General features: G+C 43.0%; 21 protein-coding genes. 5 read left to right on the forward strand and 16 right to left on the reverse strand.

Annotated features, from left to right (window positions below):
• Positions 1 to 139 precede the first annotated feature (139 nt).
• A complete protein-coding gene (locus tag DSL64_RS07250) occupies positions 140 to 367 on the reverse strand; it encodes a hypothetical protein (protein ID WP_115830010.1) in 228 nt (75 codons plus the stop codon).
• Positions 368 to 790: 423 nt separating this feature from the next.
• On the opposite strand from DSL64_RS07250, the gene DSL64_RS07255 reads away from it, so the two are divergent.
• The gene (locus tag DSL64_RS07255; RefSeq protein ID WP_115830011.1) at positions 791 to 1,825 is read left to right on the forward strand and encodes an LLM class flavin-dependent oxidoreductase; all 1,035 of its coding nucleotides are present in this window, start codon (positions 791 to 793) and stop codon (positions 1,823 to 1,825) included.
• Positions 1,826 to 1,895: 70 nt separating this feature from the next.
• Here DSL64_RS07255 and DSL64_RS07260 read toward each other — a convergent pair whose 3' ends face one another.
• Together DSL64_RS07260 and DSL64_RS07265 are read right to left on the reverse strand one after the other, a co-directional pair.
• Positions 1,896 to 3,521, reverse strand: coding sequence for an NADP-dependent glyceraldehyde-3-phosphate dehydrogenase (locus DSL64_RS07260; RefSeq protein ID WP_115830012.1), 1,626 nt, complete (start codon positions 3,519 to 3,521; stop codon positions 1,896 to 1,898).
• 345 nt (positions 3,522 to 3,866) lie between these two features.
• Positions 3,867 to 5,204, reverse strand: a complete 1,338-nt coding sequence (locus tag DSL64_RS07265) for an MATE family efflux transporter (protein WP_115830013.1) — start codon at positions 5,202 to 5,204, stop codon at positions 3,867 to 3,869.
• A gap of 224 nt (positions 5,205 to 5,428) precedes the next feature.
• Here DSL64_RS07265 and DSL64_RS07270 point away from each other — a divergent pair, with 224 nt between their 5' ends.
• Both DSL64_RS07270 and DSL64_RS07275 read left to right on the forward strand, forming a co-directional pair.
• A complete protein-coding gene (locus tag DSL64_RS07270) occupies positions 5,429 to 7,897 on the forward strand; it encodes a TonB-dependent receptor (protein ID WP_115830014.1) in 2,469 nt (822 codons plus the stop codon).
• Positions 7,898 to 8,236: 339 nt separating this feature from the next.
• The gene (locus DSL64_RS07275) at positions 8,237 to 8,686 is read left to right on the forward strand and encodes a response regulator (protein ID WP_115830015.1); all 450 of its coding nucleotides are present in this window, start codon (positions 8,237 to 8,239) and stop codon (positions 8,684 to 8,686) included.
• 113 nt (positions 8,687 to 8,799) lie between these two features.
• On the opposite strand, the gene namA is transcribed toward DSL64_RS07275, so the two are convergent.
• Positions 8,800 to 9,867 (reverse strand): NADPH dehydrogenase NamA, encoded by a 1,068-nt coding sequence (gene namA / locus DSL64_RS07280; RefSeq protein WP_115830016.1) that lies wholly within the window; start codon positions 9,865 to 9,867, stop codon positions 8,800 to 8,802.
• Between the two features lie 96 nt (positions 9,868 to 9,963).
• Complete coding sequence (gene carB, locus DSL64_RS07285) at positions 9,964 to 12,807, reverse strand: carbamoyl-phosphate synthase large subunit (protein WP_115830243.1); 2,844 nt, start codon at positions 12,805 to 12,807, stop codon at positions 9,964 to 9,966.
• Between the two features lie 283 nt (positions 12,808 to 13,090).
• On the opposite strand from carB, the gene DSL64_RS07290 reads away from it, so the two are divergent.
• Entirely contained in the window at positions 13,091 to 13,516 is a 426-nt protein-coding gene (locus DSL64_RS07290; RefSeq protein WP_115830017.1) for a DUF2251 domain-containing protein, read from the forward strand.
• Between the two features lie 9 nt (positions 13,517 to 13,525).
• On the opposite strand, the gene DSL64_RS07295 is transcribed toward DSL64_RS07290, so the two are convergent.
• The 4 genes from DSL64_RS07295 to nuoB form a co-directional block, all read right to left on the reverse strand.
• Positions 13,526 to 15,370, reverse strand: coding sequence for a BamA/TamA family outer membrane protein (locus tag DSL64_RS07295; protein WP_115830018.1), 1,845 nt, complete (start codon positions 15,368 to 15,370; stop codon positions 13,526 to 13,528).
• Between the two features lie 104 nt (positions 15,371 to 15,474).
• Positions 15,475 to 17,154 carry a hypothetical protein gene (locus DSL64_RS07300; RefSeq protein ID WP_115830019.1) on the reverse strand — a complete coding sequence of 560 codons (1,680 nt, stop codon included), beginning with the start codon at positions 17,152 to 17,154 and terminating at the stop codon, positions 15,475 to 15,477.
• A gap of 51 nt (positions 17,155 to 17,205) precedes the next feature.
• Positions 17,206 to 17,727, reverse strand: a complete 522-nt coding sequence (locus DSL64_RS07305) for an NADH-quinone oxidoreductase subunit C (protein WP_115830020.1) — start codon at positions 17,725 to 17,727, stop codon at positions 17,206 to 17,208.
• 52 nt (positions 17,728 to 17,779) lie between these two features.
• Entirely contained in the window at positions 17,780 to 18,304 is a 525-nt protein-coding gene (gene nuoB / locus DSL64_RS07310; protein ID WP_115830021.1) for an NADH-quinone oxidoreductase subunit NuoB, read from the reverse strand.
• Positions 18,305 to 18,444: 140 nt separating this feature from the next.
• On the opposite strand from nuoB, the gene DSL64_RS07315 reads away from it, so the two are divergent.
• Entirely contained in the window at positions 18,445 to 19,203 is a 759-nt protein-coding gene (locus DSL64_RS07315; protein ID WP_115830022.1) for a hypothetical protein, read from the forward strand.
• A 14-nt stretch (positions 19,204 to 19,217) separates the two neighbouring features.
• On the opposite strand, the gene DSL64_RS07320 is transcribed toward DSL64_RS07315, so the two are convergent.
• From DSL64_RS07320 to DSL64_RS07350, 7 genes are all read right to left on the reverse strand, one after another.
• Positions 19,218 to 19,688, reverse strand: coding sequence for an NADH-quinone oxidoreductase subunit A (locus DSL64_RS07320; RefSeq protein ID WP_115830023.1), 471 nt, complete (start codon positions 19,686 to 19,688; stop codon positions 19,218 to 19,220).
• Between the two features lie 60 nt (positions 19,689 to 19,748).
• Positions 19,749 to 20,642, reverse strand: coding sequence for a sulfite exporter TauE/SafE family protein (locus DSL64_RS07325; RefSeq protein ID WP_115830024.1), 894 nt, complete (start codon positions 20,640 to 20,642; stop codon positions 19,749 to 19,751).
• Positions 20,643 to 20,762: 120 nt separating this feature from the next.
• The gene (locus tag DSL64_RS07330) at positions 20,763 to 21,902 is read right to left on the reverse strand and encodes an ATP-binding protein (protein WP_115830025.1); all 1,140 of its coding nucleotides are present in this window, start codon (positions 21,900 to 21,902) and stop codon (positions 20,763 to 20,765) included.
• An 80-nt stretch (positions 21,903 to 21,982) separates the two neighbouring features.
• Positions 21,983 to 23,020 (reverse strand): HesA/MoeB/ThiF family protein, encoded by a 1,038-nt coding sequence (moeB, locus tag DSL64_RS07335; RefSeq protein ID WP_115830026.1) that lies wholly within the window; start codon positions 23,018 to 23,020, stop codon positions 21,983 to 21,985.
• 16 nt (positions 23,021 to 23,036) lie between these two features.
• On the reverse strand, positions 23,037 to 24,152 hold the full coding sequence (gene thiH / locus DSL64_RS07340; protein ID WP_115830027.1) for a 2-iminoacetate synthase ThiH: 1,116 nt from the start codon (positions 24,150 to 24,152) through the stop codon (positions 23,037 to 23,039).
• Entirely contained in the window at positions 24,145 to 24,909 is a 765-nt protein-coding gene (locus DSL64_RS07345; protein WP_115830028.1) for a thiazole synthase, read from the reverse strand. Before DSL64_RS07345 ends, thiH begins: the two co-directional genes overlap by 8 nt.
• Positions 24,903 to 25,532: a thiamine phosphate synthase gene (locus DSL64_RS07350; RefSeq protein ID WP_115830029.1), complete on the reverse strand. Its 630-nt coding sequence runs from the start codon at positions 25,530 to 25,532 to the stop codon at positions 24,903 to 24,905. The genes DSL64_RS07345 and DSL64_RS07350 overlap by 7 nt, the downstream gene beginning before the upstream one ends.
• Positions 25,533 to 25,552: the final 20 nt, after the last annotated feature.

Below are 25,552 nucleotides of genomic sequence, written 5' to 3' on the forward strand. Positions count from 1 at the left end.
AATTTGATTTTTAATTCCATAATTAAACAAAACGATCTGATATTTCGGAATATTATAACTTTTAAACTGATAGTTACATTTGTAATAAAACTATAGTTAACAAAATATCATGTTTCATACCAAAACAGGATTTGAAAAGCTATAAAATTACCATGATGTCAGCATTGGGGTTTTTATCGTGGTCGACATATTCCCAATGTGTAATTTGATGTTGCGGGAAAATATTTGCCAGATCATCCGTTCCTTTTCCATTAGAAGTGTCAACAAAGGACTTTAAAATTTCTCTGTAAATCCCCTCTCTTCTGGTGCCATTCTTATCGGTAAAAATTACCTGCTTATGGTCAGCCGGCATTGTTATATTTTCCATGATTCTGGTAGTTTAGTTCAAAGGAAATACTATAAAAATGATGCCTGACAACTTTTATAGCTTGCTGTAAGTTGAAGACAACATATGTTTAGTGTGTTTGCCCGCTAATACTAATTGCAGGGGATAATGGTCATTACTGTGTAAATTGTAGTTAATTTATTCGCGATAATTATTAATTTATTAATTAAAAGTTGATTAAATAAATATATGAGATCGAGTAATTTCTTGTTTTTTGAAAAGGTGTTTGAACTATTTTGACAATTTTACGGGCATGTTACGCGGTTGTTATCCAATTGAAATGATGTAACGATGGAGGTTAAACTCCAGCTGGCGGGAATTCATACATGAAAAATATTGTCCTTACTTAGAAGAGCAGGGAATCAAGATCCTGTTAAATAAAATCGAATTAATAGCAAAGGTCCTATGGAAATTGGAATAAGTATGTTTGGAGATCTGGCATTTAACCGCTCCACAAATTCTTTTCAACCTGCACAGCAGCGTATTCAGGAAATACTGGAAGAAATAAAACTCGCAGATGAGGTAGGGCTTGATGTGTTTGGAATAGGCGAGCACCATCGCCCGGATTTCTCTGTATCAAGCCCTGAAATCATTCTTGCTGCAGCGGCGGGAATTACTAAAAATATTAAACTTACAAGTTCGGTTACTGTTCTGAGTTCAACGGATCCGGTGCGTGTCTATCAAAATTTTTCTTCTCTGGACCTTGTGTCAAATGGCCGGGCTGAAATTACTGTGGGAAGAGGAAGTTTCATCGAATCTTTTCCGCTCTTTGGATATAATCTGAATGATTATGCCGGACTCTTTACGGAGAAACTGGAGTTACTTTTGGCAATTAATAAAAATGATACGATTACCTGGAAAGGGAAATACCGTGCTCCGCTTGTGGAGCAGCAGGTACTGCCACGTGCAGTAGATAATCATCTGGATATATGGATCGCTGTAGGTGGAACACCTGAGTCAGTTGTAAGAGCTGCCCGATTGGGGTTGCCACTTATCGTTGCGATCATCGGAGGAATGCCAAGGCAGTTTCAGCCGTTTTTCCAGCTTTACAAAGATGAGTATCTCAAGGCCGGACATGATCCGGAAAAGATGCAACTGGCTACGCATTCACACGGATTAATAGGTGATCAGGCACAGGAAACGTCGGATCGGTATTTCCCTCATTATGCGGATCAGATGAACCGGATAGGAAAAGACCGCGGATGGGCTCCATACAGTAAAGCTCAGTTTGAAGGAGGAAGAGAAAAAGAAGGCGCCTTATTTGTAGGGGATACTGCTCAGGTAACCGATAAAATTCTTTATCATCAGGAGCTGTTCGGACTTACCAGATTCTTACTCCATGTAGACGTAGGCGCGCCTTCGCACAAGGATTTAATGCGGACGATTGAGCTACTCGGAACAAAGGTAAAACCGGAAGTTGATAAGGCGCTCCGTAAGTAATTGACAGCTTAGGAGGATAGGGGATTAGAAGCAGAGGCTGTGTCACTTAGCGACACAGCCTCTTTCTTTTTTAAAATATAAATTTGGTACTCAGGAAGTTCGATGTATCCTGATGCACGATTTCATTGATCAGTTGCTTATTGGCACTGTTCATCTTGAAAGCAACCAAAGAGCGGATGGAAAAAGCACGGATGGCGTCAGCTACTGAAAGCGTTCCCTCGGCACTGTCTTTCCGGCCTGTAAAAGGAAATACATCCGGTCCGCGCTGGCATTGCGTGTTGATATTCACACGGCTTACCTGGTTAACCAGCGGGTCGATCAGCGCTGCAACCTCTGAAGAATTATTACTGAAAATACTCACCTGTTGTCCATGCGTAGCTTCGATCAGGTATTCAATCGTTTCTTCCAGATCATCAAAAGATACTACCGGCACTATTGGACCAAACTGCTCTTCGTGGTACAGTTTCATGTTTTTGTTTACAGGATAAACAACAGCCGGATAAAAGAAGGAACCTGCCGAGCTACCACCATTCTCATTCATTACACTTGCACCATGCGCTTTTGCGTCTTCAATACAGGCGTTCAGGTATTCAATTTTGTTAGGTTCCGGTAGCGGAGTAAGCGATACTCCTTTTTCCCATGGCATACCAAATTTGAGGCCCGCTACAGCCTGATTGAATTGGCTGATGAATTCATCCGCAATGCTTCTGTGCACCCAAACGATTTTCAGGGCGGTGCAACGCTGTCCGTTGAAAGACAGTGAACCGGTTAGTGTTTCTTTTACTGCAAGTTCAATATCGGCATTGGCCGTAACTATCGCAGCATTTTTTGCATCCAGTCCTAATACAGCACGCAGGCGGTTCACTTTCGGATGTTGTTTTTTAAGCTCATTGGCTACTTTACTGGATCCGATCAAAGTCAGTACGTTGATCTTGCCAGACTGCATCAAACCAGGTACAATTGTGTTGCCACGTCCGTAGATGATATTAACTACTCCTTTAGGAAAACAATCTCTGAATGCTTCCTGCAATGGATAGTGCAGAAGTGTACCGAATTTCGGAGGTTTGAAAAGAATGGTGTTTCCCATGATCAGTGCCGGGATCAGGGTAGTGAAGGTTTCATTCAAAGGGTAATTGAATGGTCCCATGCACAGTACTACACCCAGCGGTGAACGGCGTACCTGCGCTGCGATGCCATCAACAATGTCAAAACCGGACGAATCCCTGTCCAGATTTTTCAATGAATCAATGGTTGCATAAATGTATTCAACGGTACGGTCAAACTCCTTTACGGAGTCGGCAAATGACTTGCCGATCTCCCACATGATTAATTTGACAATAATCTCTTTTTGCTCAATCATCTTTCCGGTGAACTGCTCAACACAGTGAATACGCTCTGCAACACCCATCGTCGGCCATTCACCGCGACCGTTATTGTAAGCAGCAACAGCTGCATCCAGTGACAACTGCGCTTCTTTTTCCGAGCAAACCGGATAGCTTCCGATTAATACTCTTTGCAAACCCTGCTCTGTCTGTGTGCAGATAGGGGAAAAAACTTCATGTACCTGGCCTTCCCAGGATTTCATTTCGCCATTGCTCAGGTATTCCCGCTGGTGTACTGGTGCGTCCAGCTGATATTCAGCAGGGATCTGATCTGCCTGCGGGAAAATGTTTTGTAAGGTGGAGTTAAAATCCATTTTAGTGCTAACGTGTTATTCTTAAATAATAAATTGGATATTATATGTCACAAAGACAATTATTTTAATGGGCACTTTTTTAGTATTTTATATAAGCATAGGCTATAAGAATGAGTGGGAAATGGTTTAAAATCAGGTACTACCGGACTATCCGTTTGAGCTGGATGGGTAATCTCAGTTTGAATAAGTCGAAAATGGTGTCAATTTACTTCTTGAATAAATAAATAGTTATACGCAAGAGACGAAATGAGTTACATTTTAACCTGATTCAAAAGTGTTTTAAAATAAAAAAAACTGCGAATCGTGATCCGCAGTTTTACTAACAATCTTATAGATAGTAGTTTGTTACTTATTTGGTTGCGTGTTTGTTTTCGTCATTTTGAAAAAACGTGTGATCAGAAATACCGAAGCAAGTGTAAGTCCCATAATCAACCCCAGCCACATACCGGGAGCTCCCATATTGAAGTGGAATGCGAGCAAATAACCGAAAGGTATACCGACTACCCAATAAGCAATTCCAATCAGGATTGTTGGTGTTTTTACATCTTTAATGCCGCGCAGCAGTCCGGCACTGATTGCCTGCGTGCTGTCTGAGATCTGAAATACCGCAGCGAACAATAACAAAAGTGCTGCCATTTCCACAACCATTGTGTTGTTGTTGAAGGCGATGGGAAGATAGTTTCTGAATACCGCAAATCCTATCGCGCAAACAATACCATATCCCAGCGCAGTGATAATGGTGCTTTTGCCGATCACAAATATTTTTCCCCAGTCATTACGTCCGAATGCATTACTTACACGTATGGAACCGGCTTGGGCAAGGCCCATTGATACCATAAATGTAAAAGATGCACAGCTGAGTGCGATTTGATGGGAAGCTTGTGCAACAGCACCCAGCGTACCAATGATGATTCCGGAAACCGCAAAAGCACCTGCTTCCATACCAATCTGCAAACTGCTCGGCACGCCGATATGCAATAGTTCTTTGATTGTAGTCATTTTCAGTTTCCATTGACTACGGCTTACAGCAATGTATTTGCTGAAAGTTTTATGTCTGAGAATAACAAGCAACAATGCCAGAAACATACAGGTCCTGGTAATTAACGTGGCCCAGCCTGCACCGGCAAGTTCCAGTCTTGGAAATCCCCAATTGCCATAAATCAGAAGCCAGTTCAGTAATATGTTCAGTGGCATACCAGCCAAAGACAGTATCATTGCCGTTCGGGTATATTCAAGTCCGTCGGCAAATTGCTTCAACGTCATAAACAGCAACATTGGAATGATCGACAAACCCATGAGTCTCATAAAAGGCATGGCAAGCTCTGCCACTTCCGGGTCTTGTCCCAAATGGTGAAGAATATCTTTCCCGAACACCAATGTGAAGGAGATGGCCAGAGCCGTGAGCGCACAAAGGATAAATCCGTTGAACAAATAATGAGATACGAGTTGTGAATCGCGTCGGCCATGCGCCATGGACACCATTTGAGATACGGAAATGGTCATACCTATTCCTATTACAAAAGGGATATTCATCGTATTGATAACCAGTGCCGCTGCTGCCAGTTGCTTGTAGCTGATAGCACCAACCATGGCGCTGTCGATCAAATGGAGCGCCATTTGTGCCAGTTCTCCGATTATAATAGGAAGTGCAAGACGGATCGTTTGTGATGCTTCGTTCTTCATAGCTTGTGTGAATCAGTAATCAAAAAGTCTGCAAAGGTACGGAAGTTTAAATCAAGCAGCAGCCGATGCAGGAAAGATATTGCTGACGTAACATAGATCACTTGTGCAGGTTTACGGTCAATATCATCGTCTGACTATAAACTTTATAGAGTAAAATAAAAGAATACAGGGTTTTTATAGAAAGCATTTAACATAGCACATTGGCTGCCTGACGGTCGTTAAAAATGAAATTAATCTTTACCAGCGTATTGAATACATCCGGACAATTTGGTGCCGGCCGCTACCTGTTCCTGTTATCATTGATATCAGCGTTTTTTGTATCTGCCGGGGTACAGGCACAAGGCGAAAAATCCAAAGTTACCGGCAAAATTGCCGACACTTCCAACGGTGCTCCTCTGGGTTACGCCAGTGTACGTTTATTTAAATCCGTTGACAGTTCCTTTGTTGCAGGAGCTATTACCGACGAGACCGGTGGATTTGTGATTGAAGTTGTTGCCGGTAACTACTATGCATTATCAGAGTTCATAGGCTATAAACCACACTTTTCCTCAGGTGTTCGTGTGCAGCAGGGGGCGAAAGTGTTGAATTTGCCGGATATTAAACTGACTGCCTCTGCAAGAAACCTGGACGAAGTAACTGTGCAGGCCGAAAAGAGTAGTATGGAGCTTTCACTTGACAAAAAGATTTTCAATGTAGGGAAGGATCTTGCTAACTCTGGTGGAACAGCGGTGGATATTCTTACCAATGTGCCTTCCGTAGCGGTGGACGTAGAGGGAAATGTGAGTTTGCGTGGATCGGGTAACGTAAGGATTCTGATTGACGGAAAACCATCAGGCCTGGTAAGTCTGAAAGGGGGAGCGGGGTTACAACAATTGCAGGGAAGTATAATAGAAAGAGTGGAGATTATCACAAATCCATCGGCGCGATATGAAGCTGAAGGAATGGGAGGGATTATCAATATTGTGCTTAAAAAGGAGCGGAAAGAGGGCTTTAATGGATCTTTTGATATTATTACTGGTCATCCAACGAATTATGGAGCGGCTGCAAATGTAAACTACCGTAAAAACAAACTCAACTTTTTTATCAATTATACCTTATCGTTCCGAAATACACCGGGACGTAATAATGTGTATCAGGAAACTTACAGAAATGACTCAACGATTATTATGCAGCGGGATATGTCCAGTAAGCTGAAAGGCATGAACAACAGTGCACGGGGCGGAATCGATTACTATTTTAATGCTAAAAATATTCTTACCGGGGCATATACCTGGCGTACCAGCAAGGGAAAGAGATATTCAACGCTTACTTACAGGGATTATCTTTTTTCCACCAATAATCCGACCGGGATCACAACCAGAACCCAGGATGAAACTGAGACGGAGCCTAATTCCGAATATGCGATTACCTACAGAAAAACTTTTGACAGAAAAGGACGTGAATTTACTGCTGATGTTCGCTATCTTGATAATTGGGAGAATTCGGATCAGTATTACAATGAGCATATTTTTAAACCCAATGGTACTCCAAGTGGGATTCCCTCTATTCTTCAGCGTGCCCTTAACTTCGAAACAGAAAAGCAATTACTTTTTCAGATTGATTATGTCCACCCTTTTGGTAAAGACGGAAAAATGGAAGCAGGACTTCGCAGCAGCTCGCGTGACATGACCAACGATTACTCAGTAACGCAAAGAGACGAATCGGGAGGCTGGTTCGAACTGCCAAATCTGACCAATGATTTCCTTTATGAAGAAGATATCCATGCGGCCTACGCCATTATCGGTAATAAGACAGGTAAGTTCTCTTATCAGGCTGGTCTTCGTGCGGAATGGACGGGTGTTACCACTGAGCTGCGGACTACAAAAGAAGTTAACGACAGGAACTATGCCAACTTATTCCCGAGCGCGCATATCACCTATGATCTGGCAAAGCAAAATGCATTACAGCTCAGCTTCAGCAGAAGGGTGAGAAGGCCTCAATATAATGATCTCACGCCTTTTGCAACATTTAGTGACAACAGAAATTATTGGAGTGGAAATCCGGATTTGAATCCTGAATTTACAAATGTATTTGAAGCAGGGCATATCAAGTACCTTGAAAAAGGCTCGGTTACCTCATCAATCTATTACCGACATACTACCGGCAAAATAACAAGTATCCGGCGTGTAGAGGATAACGGCAATTCTTACACCCGGCCGGAAAACCTGGGAACCGAAGATTCCTACGGTGCAGAGTTTACCGGCTCGCTTGTTCCTTATAAGTGGTGGAAACTGGATGGAAGCGTGAACTTTTTTCGTGCCGTTACCGACGGGACAGACGTAGATCAGACTTTTCAAAGTGATACTTATAGCTGGTTTGTGCGAATGATGTCACGGTTTACTTTATGGCAATCAGCTGATGTTCAGTTGCGTGGTAATTATGAAGCTCCTCAGCAGACCCCGCAGGGTAGAAGGAAAGCACTGGCAACCCTGGACCTGGCTGCAACAAAGGATATTCTCAAAGGAAACGGTACACTAACACTTAGTGTAATTGATGTTTTTAATTCCAGAAAATTCAGATCTATCACTGAAGGACCGAATTTCTATGCACGTACTAATTCACAAGGAAGGCTACGCCAGATTAACTTAACATTAAATTATCGTTTGCATCAGGCCAAAAAGAAACCCAAAGAAGGTTTGGATGGTGAATTTTAATTGATTGAATTTCAGCGCTTTGTTGGTTTGTGAGATTTTTTATGTAGCTCTCAGCAAGCCTGGTATTGCTTTCAGTTCGAATAAAAAAGATCGAAGAACTTGTTCCCTGCAGTTTGATTCGTTATATTTATGTAGAATTTATTTTAGTACTGCACTGTTCTTCTACGTATTTATCTGTTAAAAAACAGATAAAGTATACCTGCATTTCGCAAATAACGGGCATTTCCAGATCCCGAAAATGGGTGCTTTATATCGGTAGTGTGTTTCAAAATTCCAACATGATTTAATGAACCTGCACTTATCTGGTGTATACCAGGGAGTTCAGAAAATGAAGATATTATGATGATAAAATCAAATAAATCAATCTATCTGGCCGACGATGATGCAGACGACTGCATGCTCTTCGAGGATGCGCTGAGAGAAGTTTGTGATACCACAGAACTCACCATGGCAAATGATGGCGTCGAGCTTTTGGATCTGATGGAGACGACTGTACCACCGCCACCGGATGTGATTTTTCTGGATTTGAATATGCCCAGAAAGAATGGTTTTGAGTGTCTGGAGCAGATCCGGGCTACGCTAAAATGGAAAGATATACCTGTGGTTATTTTTTCTACAAGTGGTCAGGAAGATATGATCCGAAAAGTACATGATCAGGGAGCCAATTATTTTATCCGTAAACCGGGATCATTCCCTAAACTCAAACAGGCCATCCGTCAGATTCTTGATATCGATTGGAGTACTCATAGTTGGGTGCCGGTTACTGATAATTTAAGATATCATTACTAACATTGCCTGATAAGCCGAAAGATTGATTTTGAAATCTTCGGATGAGGCTATATCAAGAATCGCCTGTGAGAGAAGTTCTTTCACAGGCGATTCTTTTTGATGGAAGGTAGGAATCAGAGTTTGGCTCTTTCATACTGCACCGGCCACGCAATATCATCATGAAGCTCTGCTGCTGCATTAATAGGGAAATAGGGATTTCTCAGTACCTCACGTGCCAGAAAAATTAGATCAGCTTCTCCGTTCTGTAAGATACCTTCAGCTTGTTCACTTGTGGTGATTAACCCCACTGCACCCGTCGAAATATTCGCTTCCTTTTTCACCTGTGCGGCAAAAGGAACCTGATACAGCGGACCAATAGGTATTTTGGTATGTGGAACCAGTCCGCCGGTTGAAACATCTATGATGTCAACGCCCTTGTCTCTGAGAATTTTCGACAATTCAACGGATTGTTCCGGATTCCAGCCATTCTCTGCCCAGTCTGTAGCTGAGATACGAACGATTAATGGCAGATCCGAAGGCCATACTTTCTGAACCTCTTCAATAATTTCAAGAAGAAGGCGGATGCGGTTTTCGAATGAGCCTCCATAATTGTCGTTTCTATGATTACTTAGCGGAGAAAGAAACTGGTGGATCAGATAGCCATGTGCTGCGTGTAACTCTATCACTTCAAAACCAGCCTGCAATGCTCTTTCTGTAGCTTTCGCAAAGTCTGTAATGAGCTGATTGATGTCAGATTGTGACATTTCAAGTGGCGCTTCATCTGCCTGATTGAAAGGGACAGCAGAGGCGCTCAGGGTTTGCCAGCCTCCCTGATCTTTTGGTACCTGCCCGCGTCCTTTCCAGGCGGCATTGGTGCTTGCTTTGCGGCCTGCATGCGCAAGCTGAATTCCAGCCACAGAACCCTGCTGTTTGATGAAAGTGGTGATTTGTTTCAGTTTGTCAATATGCTCATCACGATAAATCCCCAGATCGTCCGGAGAAATTCGTCCCTCGGGCGACACAGCCGTCGCTTCAGAAATAATGAGTCCTGCTCCACCCACAGCACGGCTGCCCAAATGCACCAGATGCCAGTCAGTAGCAAAGCCATCTACCGAGGAATACTGGCACATAGGAGATACCACGATCCGGTTTTTAAGTGTAATTCTTTTTATTGTAAGAGGTGAGAATAACAACGAAGCCATTAGTAAAGAGTGAAATGTGTAACAATAGTTTACCTATGCATATATAAAACAAAAAGCCCGGCTCAACACCAGGCTTTCAAATACTATCATTAGAACCTATCGGCTCAGATATAAATTCCTTTCGCTGTAAACCTTTTGGAAGAACTCGTCTTCAAGATCATCAATGAAATAGATCCCTTCACCCGTAGATTTCATCTCAGGCCCAAGTTCCTTATTTACATTCGGGAATTTGTTGAAAGAGAATACAGGGATTTTAATTGCCCATCCTTTTTTCACTGGGTTGAAAGTGAAGTCAGAAACCTTCTTGTCTCCAAGCATCAACTTTGTAGCATAGTTTACGTATGGTTCCTGGTATGCTTTACATATAAATGGAACCGTACGTGAAGCTCTTGGATTGGCTTCAATTACATATACAATTCCGTTCTTTACCGCAAACTGTACGTTGATCAGACCTTTCACATTCATTGCTTTGGCAATTTTGCGTGTATGATCTTCAATTTGTCTTACCTCATCATCCGAAAGGGCAAAGTGAGGAAGTGTTGCATGGGAGTCACCTGAGTGAATTCCGGCAGGCTCAATATGCTCCATTACACCAATGATGTAGGAATCTTCACCGTCGCAGATCGCATCAGCTTCAGCTTCAAGAGCACCTTCCAGGAAGTGGTCAAGAAGAATATTGTTATCAGGAATGTCATGAAGGATTTTCACTACGTGTTGTTCCAGTTCTTTCTCGTTAAGAACAATTTTCATGTTCTGTCCACCCAATACATAACTCGGACGAACCAGTAGCGGGAATCCAAGTGTGCGGGAGAGCTCAACGGCAGCATCAGCAGTTCTTACTGTTCCGAATTTAGGATAAGGAATGCCAAGTTCTTCAAGCAGTGGAGAGAAGCGGCCGCGGTCTTCAGCCCAGTCTAACGAATTGTAGCTGGTTCCGATAATTTTGATACCATATTTTTCCAGCTTTTCTGCCATTTTCAAAGCAGTTTGTCCACCAAGCTGTACAATCACACCTTCTGGTTTTTCATGCTGTATGATGTCATAGACGTGCTCCCAGAAAACAGGCTCAAAATATAGTTTGTCGGCAATATCCGGATCTGTTGACACAGTTTCAGGATTACAGTTGATCATGATTGTTTCATAACCAGCTTCTTTCGCTGCCAATACGCCGTGAACACATGAGTAATCAAATTCGATACCCTGACCGATACGGTTAGGACCAGAACCTAATACAACCACTTTCTTTTTATCACTCACTATCGATTCGTTATCAGGCATTTCCTGAGAAGAATTGAAAGTAGAGTAGTAGTAAGGTGTTTTCGCTTCAAACTCAGCAGCGCAGGTATCCACACATTTGTATACACGCTGTATGCCAAGATCTTTTCTTCTGTCGTAAACCTTACTTTCTTTCGTATTCAAAAGGTGAGCGATCTGGCGATCCGCATATCCTTTTTGTTTTGCATTAAGCAGAAGCTCTTTCGGCAGATCTTCAAGATCAAATTTTCCGATCTCGTGTTCTAGTTCGATCAGTTCTTCAATCTGGCGAAGGAACCATGGATCGATTTTGGTAAGATTTTGGATGGTTTTGAACGACAAACCAATTTTGAATGCATCGTAGATATGAAACAAACGATCCCAGCTCGGATGCTTCAGACTGTGCTTGATTGCTTCCTGGTCACGTAGTTCACGTCCGTCAGCTCCTAATCCGTTACGACGTATTTCAAGAGACTGACATGCTTTTTGAAGTGCTTCCTGGAAGTTACGTCCAATACCCATCGCTTCACCAACAGATTTCATCTGAAGACCAAGTGAACGGTCTGCACCTTTAAATTTATCGAAATTCCAACGTGGAACTTTTACAATTACATAGTCAATTGATGGCTCGAAGAAAGCAGAAGTGCTTCCTGTAATCGGGTTGGTAAGTTCATCCAGATTGTATCCGATTGCCATTTTGGCGGCGATTTTCGCAATTGGATAACCCGTTGCTTTTGAAGCAAGTGCTGAAGAGCGCGATACACGAGGGTTAATTTCAATAGCAATAATCATGTCATCTTCAGGATTTACTGAAAACTGAACATTACAACCTCCTGCAAATTTTCCGATTCCATCCATCATTTTGATAGCCAGATCGCGCATTTGCTGATAAAGTGTATCAGGCAATGTCATCGCCGGAGCTACAGTGATACTGTCGCCAGTGTGGACACCCATCGGATCAAAGTTCTCGATGGAGCAAATGATGATAAAGTTTCCTTTATTATCACGAAGTAACTCAAGTTCATACTCCTTCCATCCCGTCACACTTTGTTCAACCAACACCTCATGTACCGGAGAAGCATGAAGCCCGTTGTTCAAAGCCTGATCGAAGTCCTCTTCTTTTTCAACAATACCGCCACCTGTACCTCCCAGGGTGAATGAAGGGCGGATAACAAGTGGAAAACCTATTTCCTGAGCAATTTCTTTTCCTTCCAAAAATGAACGGGCAGTACGTCCTTTACAAACGTTCACATCCAGTTCAAGCATTTTAAGCCTGAATTTTTCCCTGTCTTCGGTAGTTTCAATTGCCTTAATATCAACACCAATGATCTCCACATTATACTTTTTCCATACACCTGCTTTGTCACAGTCAATGGCAAGGTTCAATGCAGTTTGTCCACCCATAGTCGGAAGTACAGCATCAATAGGCTTACCCATCGCAATGTGCTGTTCCAGAATTTTAACTATGGATTTCTTTTCCAATGGAAGCAGGTAAACATGATCCGCACTGATGGGGTCGGTCATGATCGTTGCAGGGTTGGAATTGATCAATACTACCTCAACACCTTCCTCGCGAAGAGAACGGGCGGCCTGAGAACCGGCATAGTCAAACTCGCACGCCTGACCGATGATAATTGGACCTGAACCGATAATTAGAACGGACTTGATATTCGTATTTTTGGGCACAGTAATTGGTAATTTGTAGAAATGTAGAAAAAACTTTTTAGCAACTTTCGGTGATGCCTCCAGCCTGTATAAGTAGGTGTAGGTCCAAAAATTCCACAAAGTTAATTCGTATATCTGAAAAAGACCACTGGCAGAGCATATTTAATGTTAACTTTTTAAGAAAACTGTTTTTGAAAGCTTTGTTTTCACTTCGAGGAAAATCTGTGTTTCTTGCCGTTTGAAAGAGAAGAAAATGATTTGTCGTCAACCCTTTTTAATTGCTAACTAAATCATAATGAGTTAAATGAGTATTTATAAATCGCAGGTAGTAGGGTTTGAACAAACATTCCAGATTGGTCAGGATGCCTACTTTACAAGTGTAGCCCCTGTAAGCTCTTTTGTAGTATCTTTTGAAGATGATACAGAAACAGGCTATTTCTATTCTGTAGCTGTAGGAGAGCAAATCACAATTCTTGACGCTTTGCATATCTACAACGTAGGCGATGTTATTCATAGAGATAAGCCATGTAAAATTCAGATTATGTGGACGGAAGATGGACAAATTGCTTCTTTGCTGATCAATGGATATTGTCAGGCGGTATTTGATTTTTCGCAGAGAGCGGGTTTTTGCAGAAATAACTTTCCCGAAAACAAAGGTGTATGGAAGCAGACAGGCTCCCGGCTTTTGACAGATGAGCTTATAGCAGAAATATTTTCTAAACAGAGCTGATACCTTCTTTTATTGAAGAGGTACAATGGAAGGAGCTGAAATATCAAAGTCGCGCAGCCGGAGCGGAACATTGCCGGCGGCTCCGAAACGCATCGTGCTGCTGTTGCCGGGAATATTAGGATAGTAGCCAAAATGAATCTGAAATGTATTGAATGTCAGGTTTTCATTTCTGAGTCTCAACCCTAAACCATAGCCCTGGTAAAGCGGACTGTCTCTGAGTCGCCCCACGCCATTGACCAGTCCAAGGTCCGCAAAAACAAAGTAGGCAATACGAAATCCGAGTAAACTTTTATCAGAGAAAAAAACTGTTTCTGTTCCGATCGTAAATCTTTTGGTGCCTATCAGCTGATCACTGTATATACCTCTGATTCCCTGGTCTCTGCTTATATTCAAGTAATCATACGCATCGCGGTCTATCCCATGGGTATAACGGAGCGTAAGAAACTGACGAAAAAAGCTGTACCGAAAGGGTATCAGGTTACTAATGTAGTTCATTTGTCCGCTGATAACGCCCTGCCTTGCTTCACCACTCTGGTAATAGCTTCCTGTATTAAACAAGAGGTACATATAGCCCAGATTGTGTGGCAGATAATTGCCAGTCGCATATTGCAAACCGGCATAACCACGCTGACCGTATTCCGTTTTTTCTTTTCCAATTGTAAGTGAAAACAGGTTTCCTACAGGAACATCTTCCGTCCGTCCGAAACCATAGATCAATACGTCCCGTTTATAATTCCTGTTTGAGTAACCTAAACTGAAAAGCAGAGCGCTTCTGTTCCAGTAAATTTTATTAGAGTCCGCCGACACCGGAGGTCTGTCAAGATATTTGTAATTGTTGTAACGTACCGCGGTGACCAACCGCGAATTTTCCGATAAAATGGTATTTTTGAAAGGGAACTTGAAAGAACGTCCCAACCACATGTCGTAATAATTATATTTAGTTTCAAAAAGGGGGATGGGCTGTTTAGCATCCAGAATATTACGTTTATAGTGCCTCTGTCTCAAACTCCCTGCTTCAGCAGCACCGGCATATTTTGTCTCAGTGGTAAGAAATGGCCGGAAAAACCTTATAGATTGCTCTTTCAGGTCACGTTCATAGATGAAACTTGCCTGGCCGGTAATGAATGTCTTTCCGATATAGGGAACAGTGTAAATCGTTCTGAACTGAAACTTTTGAAGCGTGTCGCGGCCATCCCAGCGGATTGCTGTAAGTTGGGAATGCGTGGTTCCGTTGGCGTTGATATTATTGAGCCCTATGTGGAATTTATTAAAAGAACTGAATCCGCCTGAGAAGTTAAGCGACCAGGCATCCTGAATCAAAACCACGACATCGGCCATCCAGGTTACATCCTGTCTGGGGATCACCAGTATCCTCGCATCAGTAATCAGTTTATTAGATCGCAGCAGACGTTCATTGTCCTTCAAAACCTGAGCACGGATATCGTCGCCTTCGGAGAAGAGCAGAAAAGACTTTCTGATAATGCCCTCTCTGGTATTTGTATGGAAGTTCTTGCTGAGAAATCTTTCGAGCCTGTTCCCTTTTCGGGTTGTATCATATACAGATTCACCAAGCATATTAAGCTGGTGAATAACGATGTTTCTGATCACCATCCCCTCGTAGGGAGTAAAAGGATTTTTTTCAATTTCCTTTACCTCACTCACCTTGCCCTGGTTATACACATCCCTGAAAAGCAGTCTGTATACAGCCTTGGAGAACTTGGTTTTGGACATACGCATCTTCAGATTCGTATATCTGATACTGTCCTTTTCATGTGTAACCCTTTTCAGACTGTCCGGATTTTGGGCAGTAGCTATCGTAGTTACAAATAAAAAAAGAATCAAATATCTATACATAGGATCAACAGGGCAAAACCTCAGGCTGTATAATAAATGTTATGTATGATAGATGTGGAAAGTTAAGGGTTGGTTAATATACAAAAACAGAAGCATTTAAATTACTATTTGCCTCTTGCCTGCCAAATGGCCTGAATGGTTTTGTCAAGTTCTGCAGGTGCAGGCGCATTTTTCTGGGCAAATTTTCCGTTTGGCCTGATGATAGCATAGGTTCCCGACTCAATAGGGTTAAGCTTGAAGAGTAAATCTATCGCCTGCCCGCTGGACAAAAACATATGTACTCCTTTCAAACGATGCCTTATGATATATTGTTTTACCAGATCACCCGAAACAAATACTTCATCGGCTGGAAGGTGAAGGAACAAAAAGACTACATCTGTCGGAAGCTGTGCTTGCATAGCGGCAATGAAGGCAAGATCATCGCGGCTTTTAGGGTCGTCAAAACTCCATTTGACCACATAAATCGTTTTTCCTTTGTAAAGATCCGTCATGCGGTTGAGCCATGTCGTACCTCTTTCATTGGAAGCGCTGATAAAATAGCCCGGCAGCGCCTCGGTAGGTTCTGTCCGCACATCTTTAAAAGCAATAAACTTCTCAATATTGATACTGTCCCTCACTTCCATTTTGACGATTTCATCCAGAGAATTACGAAACTGAGGAATAGTCAGCGTGCTTTTGATATGCTGGCTCAATCTTAACTGCTGACTATAGGTATATTTATGGAAGTTGCGGGGCAGGAACCTTGCCTTAAGAAATTCTCTTGCGGTACTGTCAAACATTTCACCATAAAACCTGCTTTCTCTTTCATAACTGAACAACAGATTAAGCAGCATTTCATTTTTCGCATACATATTACTCAGGAAATCGAGTTCCACTTTTTCGGCTGTTCCTTTTGAAATGATTTCATCAAGTCTTTCTCTTTCTGATGCAGTAAGTTTGGATGAATTTGAGCGAATCAGATATGCCATTCTCCTGACCGGCAACGAGTTGTTGCGCGAGGGAATTGTCGCTTTTTTCTCATCAATTTGCCTGTCCGCGAAGGTACCGAAGCGGCTGGCCCAGGTAACTCGTTGCGTTGTCAATGGCGACTGGGCAAGGCGATTCAAACTGTCGAGCAAATCTTTGCCGAGCGCATACTGGTTTGTGAGGGCATATTCATACAAATTCTGAAGCATTTCGTCGTTGGCCAGCGCCTGTGCCCAATTCTTTAAAGTTGGGTCAACTATACCGGTTGCTGCTACTGCCTGTAATGCAGAAAGCTTAAGCTCAGCTCTTTTGCTGGAAAGACTTTGTGCTTCTGTCGGACTTTTTGCCCAAAAGGTTTCATAGAAACGCGTTCCCAGAACTGAATTAGCCCTGATGCGTTTTGCTTCTTCGTTGACCAGCGTGTAGTTCTGGTTATTGGCTTCAGCATTTACACCTGCGAAGTAAAACAAGCGATTTTTGCTAGCAAGAGAGTCTCCGTTGAATGTAATCTCAATTGTGCCGGGAGATCCCAGAAATGTAGCGAAAGCCTTACCGCTATAGTCCAGATAGATTTCCTCTTTTCCGTAGAGCATTGGTAATGAAACACGGAAGCTTCCGTCCGGGGCTAATGGCGCCTGTTTGCTCAGTTCTGATTGTGGCTGAAGTATATTGTTTCGGGAAAAGGTGATGGAAGGAGCCTGTCTGTAAAGGCGGCCATTCAGATTCAGAATACGCCCTTGAATGATCAGGGAGTCTGTCGCAGCAAATGCTGATGCGGACAGGCAAACAAGGATGGCAAGTGAGATGACGAAGCGCATTTTATTCTGTATTGACGATTACTTGGACGAAATGATTAGGGGTAAGGTGAGCTATTCTGCCAGTCGCGGCCCATCTTCATATTTGACATAAATGCCATGGTATCTGTCCTGTGCCGCATAATCTTTTCTGAGCGGATGACCTTCCCAGTCCTCCGGAAGCAAAATACGACGCTGGTCAGGATGTCCTTCAAAATGGATACCCACGAGATCAAAAATTTCGCGCTCATGCCAGTCTGCAGTTCTCCATATGTGGCTCACGGTAGGTACGGCAGGCAGGGGTTCACACTCCGTATTACGTGGAAAAACAATTTTGATCATCAGGTCGTGACCGTAGGGAATTGAAGTCAGGTTATAAACCAGCTCCATCGTATTCAGGCCGGGGCCGTTATCGATTCCGGTAATGCAAGCCAGGTAGTCAAAAAAAAGCCTGTCATCATTGTGCAGGAATTGACAAACGTCAGCAATTGCATCGGATGGCAGAATCAGTATAGGCTGAGGCCCTTTCAGGTCTCCGTCTATTTTTGTCTGAGGAAAATGGTTTGTTATTACTTCTGTTATTTCCTGAAATGTCATTCTTACTAAATATTTAATCTGAAGAGGTACTTTACCGAAGGTGTCTGCAGCCTTAAGAAACTACTGCGAACTTCTCTTCCACTTCCAGAAACAATTCCGGTGCCAGAGGGTGCTCTCCGCGGATTTTTTCCTGTAATTTCATAAATCCTCCGATCAGCGCTTCCGGACGGGGAGGGCAGCCGGGAACATATACGTCCACGGGGATAATTCTATCCACACCTTTCACCACATGATAACCATGTTCCCAGTAGGGACCGCCACAATTTGAGCAGCTTCCCATCGAAATAACATAGCGTGGTTCAGGCATTTGTTCATACAAACGTCGGATACGATCGGCCATTTTAAAGGTTACAGTGCCGGCAACTATCATTACGTCCGATTGCCGGGGGGAAGGGCGGGGCATGATGCCAAAGCGTTCCAGATCATAGTGAGAAGCATATGTAGCCATCATTTCAATGGCGCAACATGCTAATCCGAAACCCATCGGCCACAGCGAAGATAATCGCGCCCAGTTCATCAAATCTTCTGCATTTGTCAGAATGATTCCTCCGTCACCGTTTTTTATTCTGTCACTCATTTTGAAAGCACTTTTGTGAGGTAATGCTGGTATAAAATTTTTAAGTCAACCAGTACCCGATTATTACAAATGTAATCATTATCGCCTATAAACGATGTCACAACCGGCTCATCATTCACAGTAACATATCAACATAATCTATGAAAAATAAATTACTTCTTTGCTTTACATTGGCGTTTGCCCACGTTGGCATTCAGGCACAGGATGTTGCAGATACTACGACTTCAAAGACATATAATAGTGGCTTTGCCGTCTATGCAGAGATAGGTGTTCTGCGCAATAATAGTTTTAGCGGTATCCGGGACCGCATGAGGGAGCTCAATATTCGTCCATTTGAGTCTGTGATGACTTCAATTGTACTGGCAAAAAGGAGGGAAACCGATAAGTTCTACATGGAGCACAGGCTGATTCTGGCCAACAGCACAAAATATAACCGGGATAAAGATATGCCACGGAGCATGTTCAGGGGAATCGGTATTGGTGTGGACGCGAGCCCTAAATTTGTAAATACGAAAAGGTGGAATGTACTGGTTCCGTTGGGCTGGGATCTGATGCTGTATCAGCTTCGAATTAAAAATGACCAGTCTGCGAGTCTGTCGCAGGTAATTCAGAATCCTGGTCAGTTTAAATCAATGAGATTGTACAACGGTAGCCTGAATTTGCATGGCGGGGTAGGGGTAGACTATAAAATGAATTTTCTTCCCCGCATACACGATAAGGTTTACATCAGTGCAAAGGCAACGTATCATCTGCCTGTGTTGCGCAGAGGACTTTGGAGAGGTGAGGATGTGACGGTTAACGACCTGCCTTCTTTCAGAGCAAATCAGTTGTACGCTCAGCTTGGTTTGGTTTTCTTTCCCAAAGGAAGCAGAAAGGTATGGCGCGGAATGCACAGATAGGGGATTATCAGACCCTATCTGGACTTATACCTTTCATTTACATTCTTGTAAAGATCAGCAGGTACAGGGGATTTCACTTCGGGAATCAAAGGAGCTGGTCTGACCCAATCAAGATATCCCTTAACCCATGCGTAGGCAAGTCCGAGGATAAGAATGGCGACAAAAACTGTCATTTCAATCATTGCAAACCATCCCCATTGACCATTCGTCTGCTCAATCAGATTTTCATTTCCAAATACAACTGCCCAGGGAAAAAGGAAAAGAAGTTCGATTTCAAATAGGACGAAGATCAACGCAATTACATAAAATCTGACATTGAACCGGATATTGGCATTGCCCAAAGGGTCTTCACCGGATTCGTACGTAGTCAGCTTCTCTTCATTAGGGCGATGAGGACGTAGGAATTTGGCTATTGTCAGCATGAGTCCCATAAGAACTATAGCCGCAATAATGAAAAGTAATATATAGCCGAAATCAGAAGTCATAACAGGAAGCGGATTTGGACAAATCTACTGATTTTGCTTTCAATGCCCAAAAACGAAAACTTATAATAAGCCTGTACTTTTAAGAATAGTGCGAAGGCTCAGGAAGATGACAAGGCATCCCACGGTCAGCATCAACGGTTTACGTTTGATTTTTCCTACGACCAGAGCACCAAAAGGCGCAGCGATGACACCACCCACGATAAGGCCAAGAACGACCTGCCAGCTGTTAACACCATGGAATAAAAGGAAAGTGATACCGCTGGCAAAAGTAATTGCGAACTCAGCAGCGTTGACAGAACCTATTGTATAACGAGGATCACGGCCTTGTCCGAGCAGGGTGGAAGTCACGATTGGTCCCCAGCCACCGCCACCGATGGAGTCCAGAAAACCGCCTGATGCAGCCAGCAGACCAATTCTTTTGGTCTTGTTTTTAACACGATTTTTCTGAACTGCTTTGCGGATAATGATCAGTCCGAGAATGAGCATGTAAAATGCGATAAAAGGCTTGATAATATCGCCATCGATAACATCTGACAAAAGGTATGCACCGATAACCGCACCCAATACACCCGGAATCAGCAGGCTTTTAAAAAGCTTTTTATTGATATTTTTAAACCTGAAGTGAGAAATTGCTGATGCGCCCGTAGTGAACATTTCCGCTACGTGGACACTTGCGCTGCTGACAGCGGGAGTCACACCAAGGCTCAGCAGAAAGGAAGTACAGGTAACACCGTAGGCCATTCCAAGGGCCCCATCCACGAGCTGCGCACCCAGACCTACTAATAAATACAATGCAAAGTCACTTTGAATAAAAGACTGAACACTTTCCTGATCAATAGTCACCGTCCCGTTTGATAACAGCAGGATGACAGCAGCCAGAGCCAGAATACCAACAGGAAGAATAACCCAAATATTAAGTGAAGGCAGTTTAAGGGAAAGGACTTTTTGTAACATTGATAGTTTTGTTTGTTGCGTGCTAAATATCAAGTGAATGCAAAACTACTAAAACGATCTAATCTACCAAACTTATAGAGTTATTATTTAAAGAATAATTTTCTAAAAGTACAGGTAACCTCAAATCTGTCCGGTTATGAAATCCAGGTAGTTGTCCTGGGAGATCCAATGCTTTTCAGCATCGGGATATGCGTCTACGAAAGCCTTAGGGAATTTTACACGTGTATCTTTCCATTTGAATTCATAGCCTGCAAGTTGTTCATTCTTTAATTCAAGCCAGTCCATTTCCTGCTGGTCATAGGTGCGCCAAAAATAGGTGTATGGGTGTTTCCCTGAATAGGCATTGAATTTCATTCGTTCAGCCACCAGATAATTCTCCCATAGAGGCCCAATGTCTTTACGTTGGATTATTGGAGAAAAATCGTTAATCAGGGCATTTCTGATACCATTGTCATAAAAATACCACTTAGAGGATTTAGTAACTTCTTTTCTCAGGTTCTTACTGTAACCTCCTATGCGGAAAATGATGAATACCTTGGAAAATAAATCAAGGTATCTTTCCACAGTGTTACGGTCAATCTGTAGTGACTTTGAAAGCTCTTCATACGAAACTTCCTGTCCTGATTGATAGGCAACAAGCTGTAGTAATTGAAGCATTTTATGTGAGTAACGTACTTGCTCATAACTCAGTATGTCTTTGAGCAGGTAGGCATTAACCAGTTCTTTCAGGTAACTGATTCGCTCTTCTTCTGAAGAGATTTTAAGGATATCAGGATAAGATCCGAAAACAAGCCTTGTTTCGAGTTGCTGTTTGGTTTCGAAGTAATTTTCTGTTTTGGAAAGTTCAATTTGTGCTAACGGGAATAGTTGAAAATTGATCTGGCGTCCAACTAATGGTTCTCCTGTCTGATTTGATAGTTCGAAGGCTGAGGAGCCACTTGCTAAAATAGTGAGCTTAGAAAATGAATCGATTAGTAATTTGAGCGATTTTCCGATCTCAGGTATTGCCTGAGCCTCGTCTATAATGAGTAAATCCAGATTCTCGGCCCAGCGCCGGTAAGAGGCTACGCGTCTATCAGTCAGCAAATCCCTTACGTCTAAATCCTCTCCATTCAGAAATAGGGATTCTTTCTTAAAATCATCTTTTATAGTATTCAGCAGATATGTTTTACCCACCCTTCGTGCCCCTGTTAGTACAAGCACCTTATTGGAGGAAAGCTTTTGAGTGAGTTGGGGAAATATGTATCTATCAAAGGCCATAGCTGTTAATTCATTGAGTTTATTCAACGAATTTAGCTAAATTCATTGAGTTTATTCAACGAATTAACGAAAATGTCCGCTTATTCCTCTTTCATCCAATAAATTTCGCCTCCGAATTTTCTTCCGGTTGCCAATTTAGCTGCCACTTTGCTCCGGACACCACTTCGACAGTAGAATACAATCGTCTTTCCTGAGGGTAAATTATCTATCTTTTCGGGAAGATCAGGTAATGGAATGTTTATGCCTGCCGTAAAATCTTCTTCAAACTCATATTCTTCACGCACATCAATAAAAAGGAATTGTTCAGGATTGACGGCAAGACGAGTTGTATATTCGGAAAAAGCCAGCTGGTTCGGGTCGGATGCCGCTCTCGGAGAAGGTGTAGGCTGAACATCCGATACCTGGGGTATAACCCTGTTGAAAGAAAAAATGTTAGTAGTATTATAAAGTGTGTTGATAACCAATAGTTTTCCTGATAATGTCTCGCCAATATTGCAGATCATTTTAATCACTTCATTAGCCATATATGAACCGATGATACCCGGCAGAATGCCCAGCACGCCAGCTACTTCACAGTTATCTCCTTCTTCAGCTTCGGGAAAAAGACACCTGTAAGTAGGCCCACCCTTGTAATTGAATACTGAAACTTGTCCTTCAAATCTTAAAATGGAACCGAAGACCAGCGGTTTGCTGAGCCGGACGCAGACATCATTGGCAAGATAACGGGTCGGAAAATTATCCGAACCGTCAACAACGATATCATAGCCGGTCAGGATTTCTTCTGCATTCTGCTCATCAAGCCGGACAGGTAATGCGTGCAACTTCACAAACGGGTTCATCTGCGAGAGTTTTTCAACCGCTGTGATGGCCTTGCTTTTACCAACATCAGCAGCTGAATACAGTATCTGTCTGTGCAGATTGGTAACGTCAACTGTGTCGTCGTCAACAACGCCTATGGTTCCCACGCCTGCCGCGGTCAGGTATTGCAGCAAAGGACAGCCTAATCCACCCGCGCCGATTACAAGCACGCTGGCTTGCTTCAGTTTTTGCTGGCCATCCAGCCCCATCTCTGGAAGCGTGATCTGCCGTATATATCGTTTTCTTTCAAGTGGTTCCATAGCGCTATTCGATCATTTAACATTGCATCACTTTATCCCAATCCTTCCAAACAGGCTCGTAACCATTCTTTCTGATCATGTTAGCAATCATTTCAGGACTTCTTTCATCAGAAATTTCAAACTGTTCCAGTGATTCGGGCTCTACAGCATATCCGCCAGGGTTTGTTTTGGAGCCTGCACTAATGGAAGTAATACCCAATTGTATACAATGATTCCTGAAACTTTCCGATTCCCTCGTAGATAGTGACAGTTCTACGTCCTCATTGAACAAACGGTAGGCGCAGATCAGTTGCACGAGTTCACGATCATTCATTTCAACCTTTGGCTCCAGCCCTCCTGAAAATGGCCTCAGGCGTGGGAAGGAAAGGCTGTAGCGGGTTTGCCAGAAAGTTTTTTCCAGGTATTGCAGATGTAACGCAGTGAAAAAACTATCAGTTCGCCAGTCTTCCAAACCAATCAGAACACCGAGTCCCATTTTATGGATTCCTGCCTGTCCCAATCTGTCCGGGGTTTCGAGGCGATAATTGAAGTTTGCTTTTTTTCCCTTAGGATGATGTTTACGGTAATCATCCTTATGGTAGGTTTCCTGATAGACCAGAACAGAGGTAAGTCCGAGCGGGATCAATTCTGTGTATTCTTCGGTATCCAAAGGCTGCACTTCCATAGACACATGAGCAAAATGCGGGCGAATCAGGTATAATACCTTTTTAAAATACTCCACATGTACAGTCTGGTTGGCTTCTCCGGTAACCAGCAACACATGGTCATATCCCAGACTTTTGATCATTTCAACTTCCCGAAGAATCTCCTCTTCCGTCAGTGTCTTGCGGCGCACCTTATTATCCAGACTGAACCCGCAATATGTGCAGATATTGGTGCATTCGTTGGATAAATAAAGTGGAATGTAAAGCTGAATGGTTTTACCAAACCTTTTCTGGGTCAGCTGCCTACTGAGTTGCGCCATAGGTTCGAGGTAAGCGGCGGCGGCAGGTGAGATAAGTGCTTTAAAATCTTCCAGCGTGCGTCTGGTCGTAGCTAAAGCATGTTCAACATCCGACTTAGTTTTCGAATAAATGCTGCCTTTAACCAGATCCCAATCATAGGTTTCGAATATGTCTTTAAAACTACTCATCTAAAAATGCGGTTAAAGGGCTGCTTGCAATGGCATAATTTCCCCGGCTGGCCAGGCGGGATTCAAATGCGATTCGTCCGGCTTCTACGGCCAGTTTAAACGCAATTGCCATTTGTACCGGATCACCGGCTACGGCAATAGCCGTATTGACAAGCACAGCATCTGCACCTATTTCCATGGCTTTTGCCGCATCCGAGGGAGCGCCTATGCCGGCATCCACAATCACCGGAATATGGCTTTGTTCAATAATGATCTCTAAAAAATCGATCGTTTTCAAACCCTTATTGCTGCCAATAGGAGAGCCCAATGGCATAACAGCTGCCGCGCCTGCATTTTCTAATCGTTTACAGAGAACAGGGTCAGCGTGGATGTAGGGAAGTATTACAAATCCAAGTTTGGCCAGTTCCTCGGTAGCGATCAGTGTTTCTATGGGATCAGGCATCAGATACTTTGGGTCGGGATGTATCTCCAGTTTGAGCCAGTTGGTTTCAAGCGCCTCACGTGCGAGCTGTGCAGCGAAAACGGCTTCCTTAGCTGTCCTCACGCCAGATGTATTGGGAAGCAGATGCATATCCGGATTTTTAAGATGACTGAGAATATCATCCTGGCGGTCGTGCATGTCTACTCTTCGCAATGCTACAGTTACGAGCTCAGACCCTGATGCGATCAGCGCTTCTTCCATCAGGATCGAGGAACTGAATTTACCTGTGCCCGTGAATAATCTTGAAGAAAATGTTTTATCTGCGATTTTTAACATAATGTTTTTTGAATTTGTGAAACGAGCTCCTTTGGATTCTTGGATTGGATAACCAGACTCGAAACTGCAATACCATGTATTCCGATTTCGGCCAAATCGGCTACGTCGTCAACCTGAATACCCCCAATGGCGATAATTGGAATTTGCCTGGCTTCCTGGTCCAGATTTTCCACAATATTTCGGTAACCTCTCAATCCCAGAATCGGACTCAGATTTTGCTTTGTATTCGTGAAGCGGTAAGGGCCAAGTCCGATATAATCTGCTCCTTCCTCAATTCGTTTTTGGACGTCTGCTAAAGTGTTGGCCGTTCCGCCGATGATGATTTTTGATCCCGTTAATTTTCTTGCTTCAGTAATTGACATGTCGTTCAGCCCAAGGTGCAGGCCATAGGCGTCTATCAGTCCTGCAATATGAGCAAAGTCGTTTATTATCAACTTAGCGTCATATTGATCACATAATTGCTTTGCTTCGGTAGCTGTCAGTACGACGATTTCATCAGACTCATCTTTCATTCTAAGCTGAATCCATCTGCATCCTGCGTCCAGTGCGAGGCGGATACTGTCGAGATGGCTCAGATCACCCGACTGATTGGATATAAATTGTAATTTGTCTATTGTGTTCATTTGTATTCTGTCTGGTGGGG

Origin of the sequence: Dyadobacter luteus, from assembly GCF_003383615.1 — a bacterium.
Taxonomy (GTDB): domain Bacteria; phylum Bacteroidota; class Bacteroidia; order Cytophagales; family Spirosomataceae; genus Dyadobacter; species Dyadobacter luteus.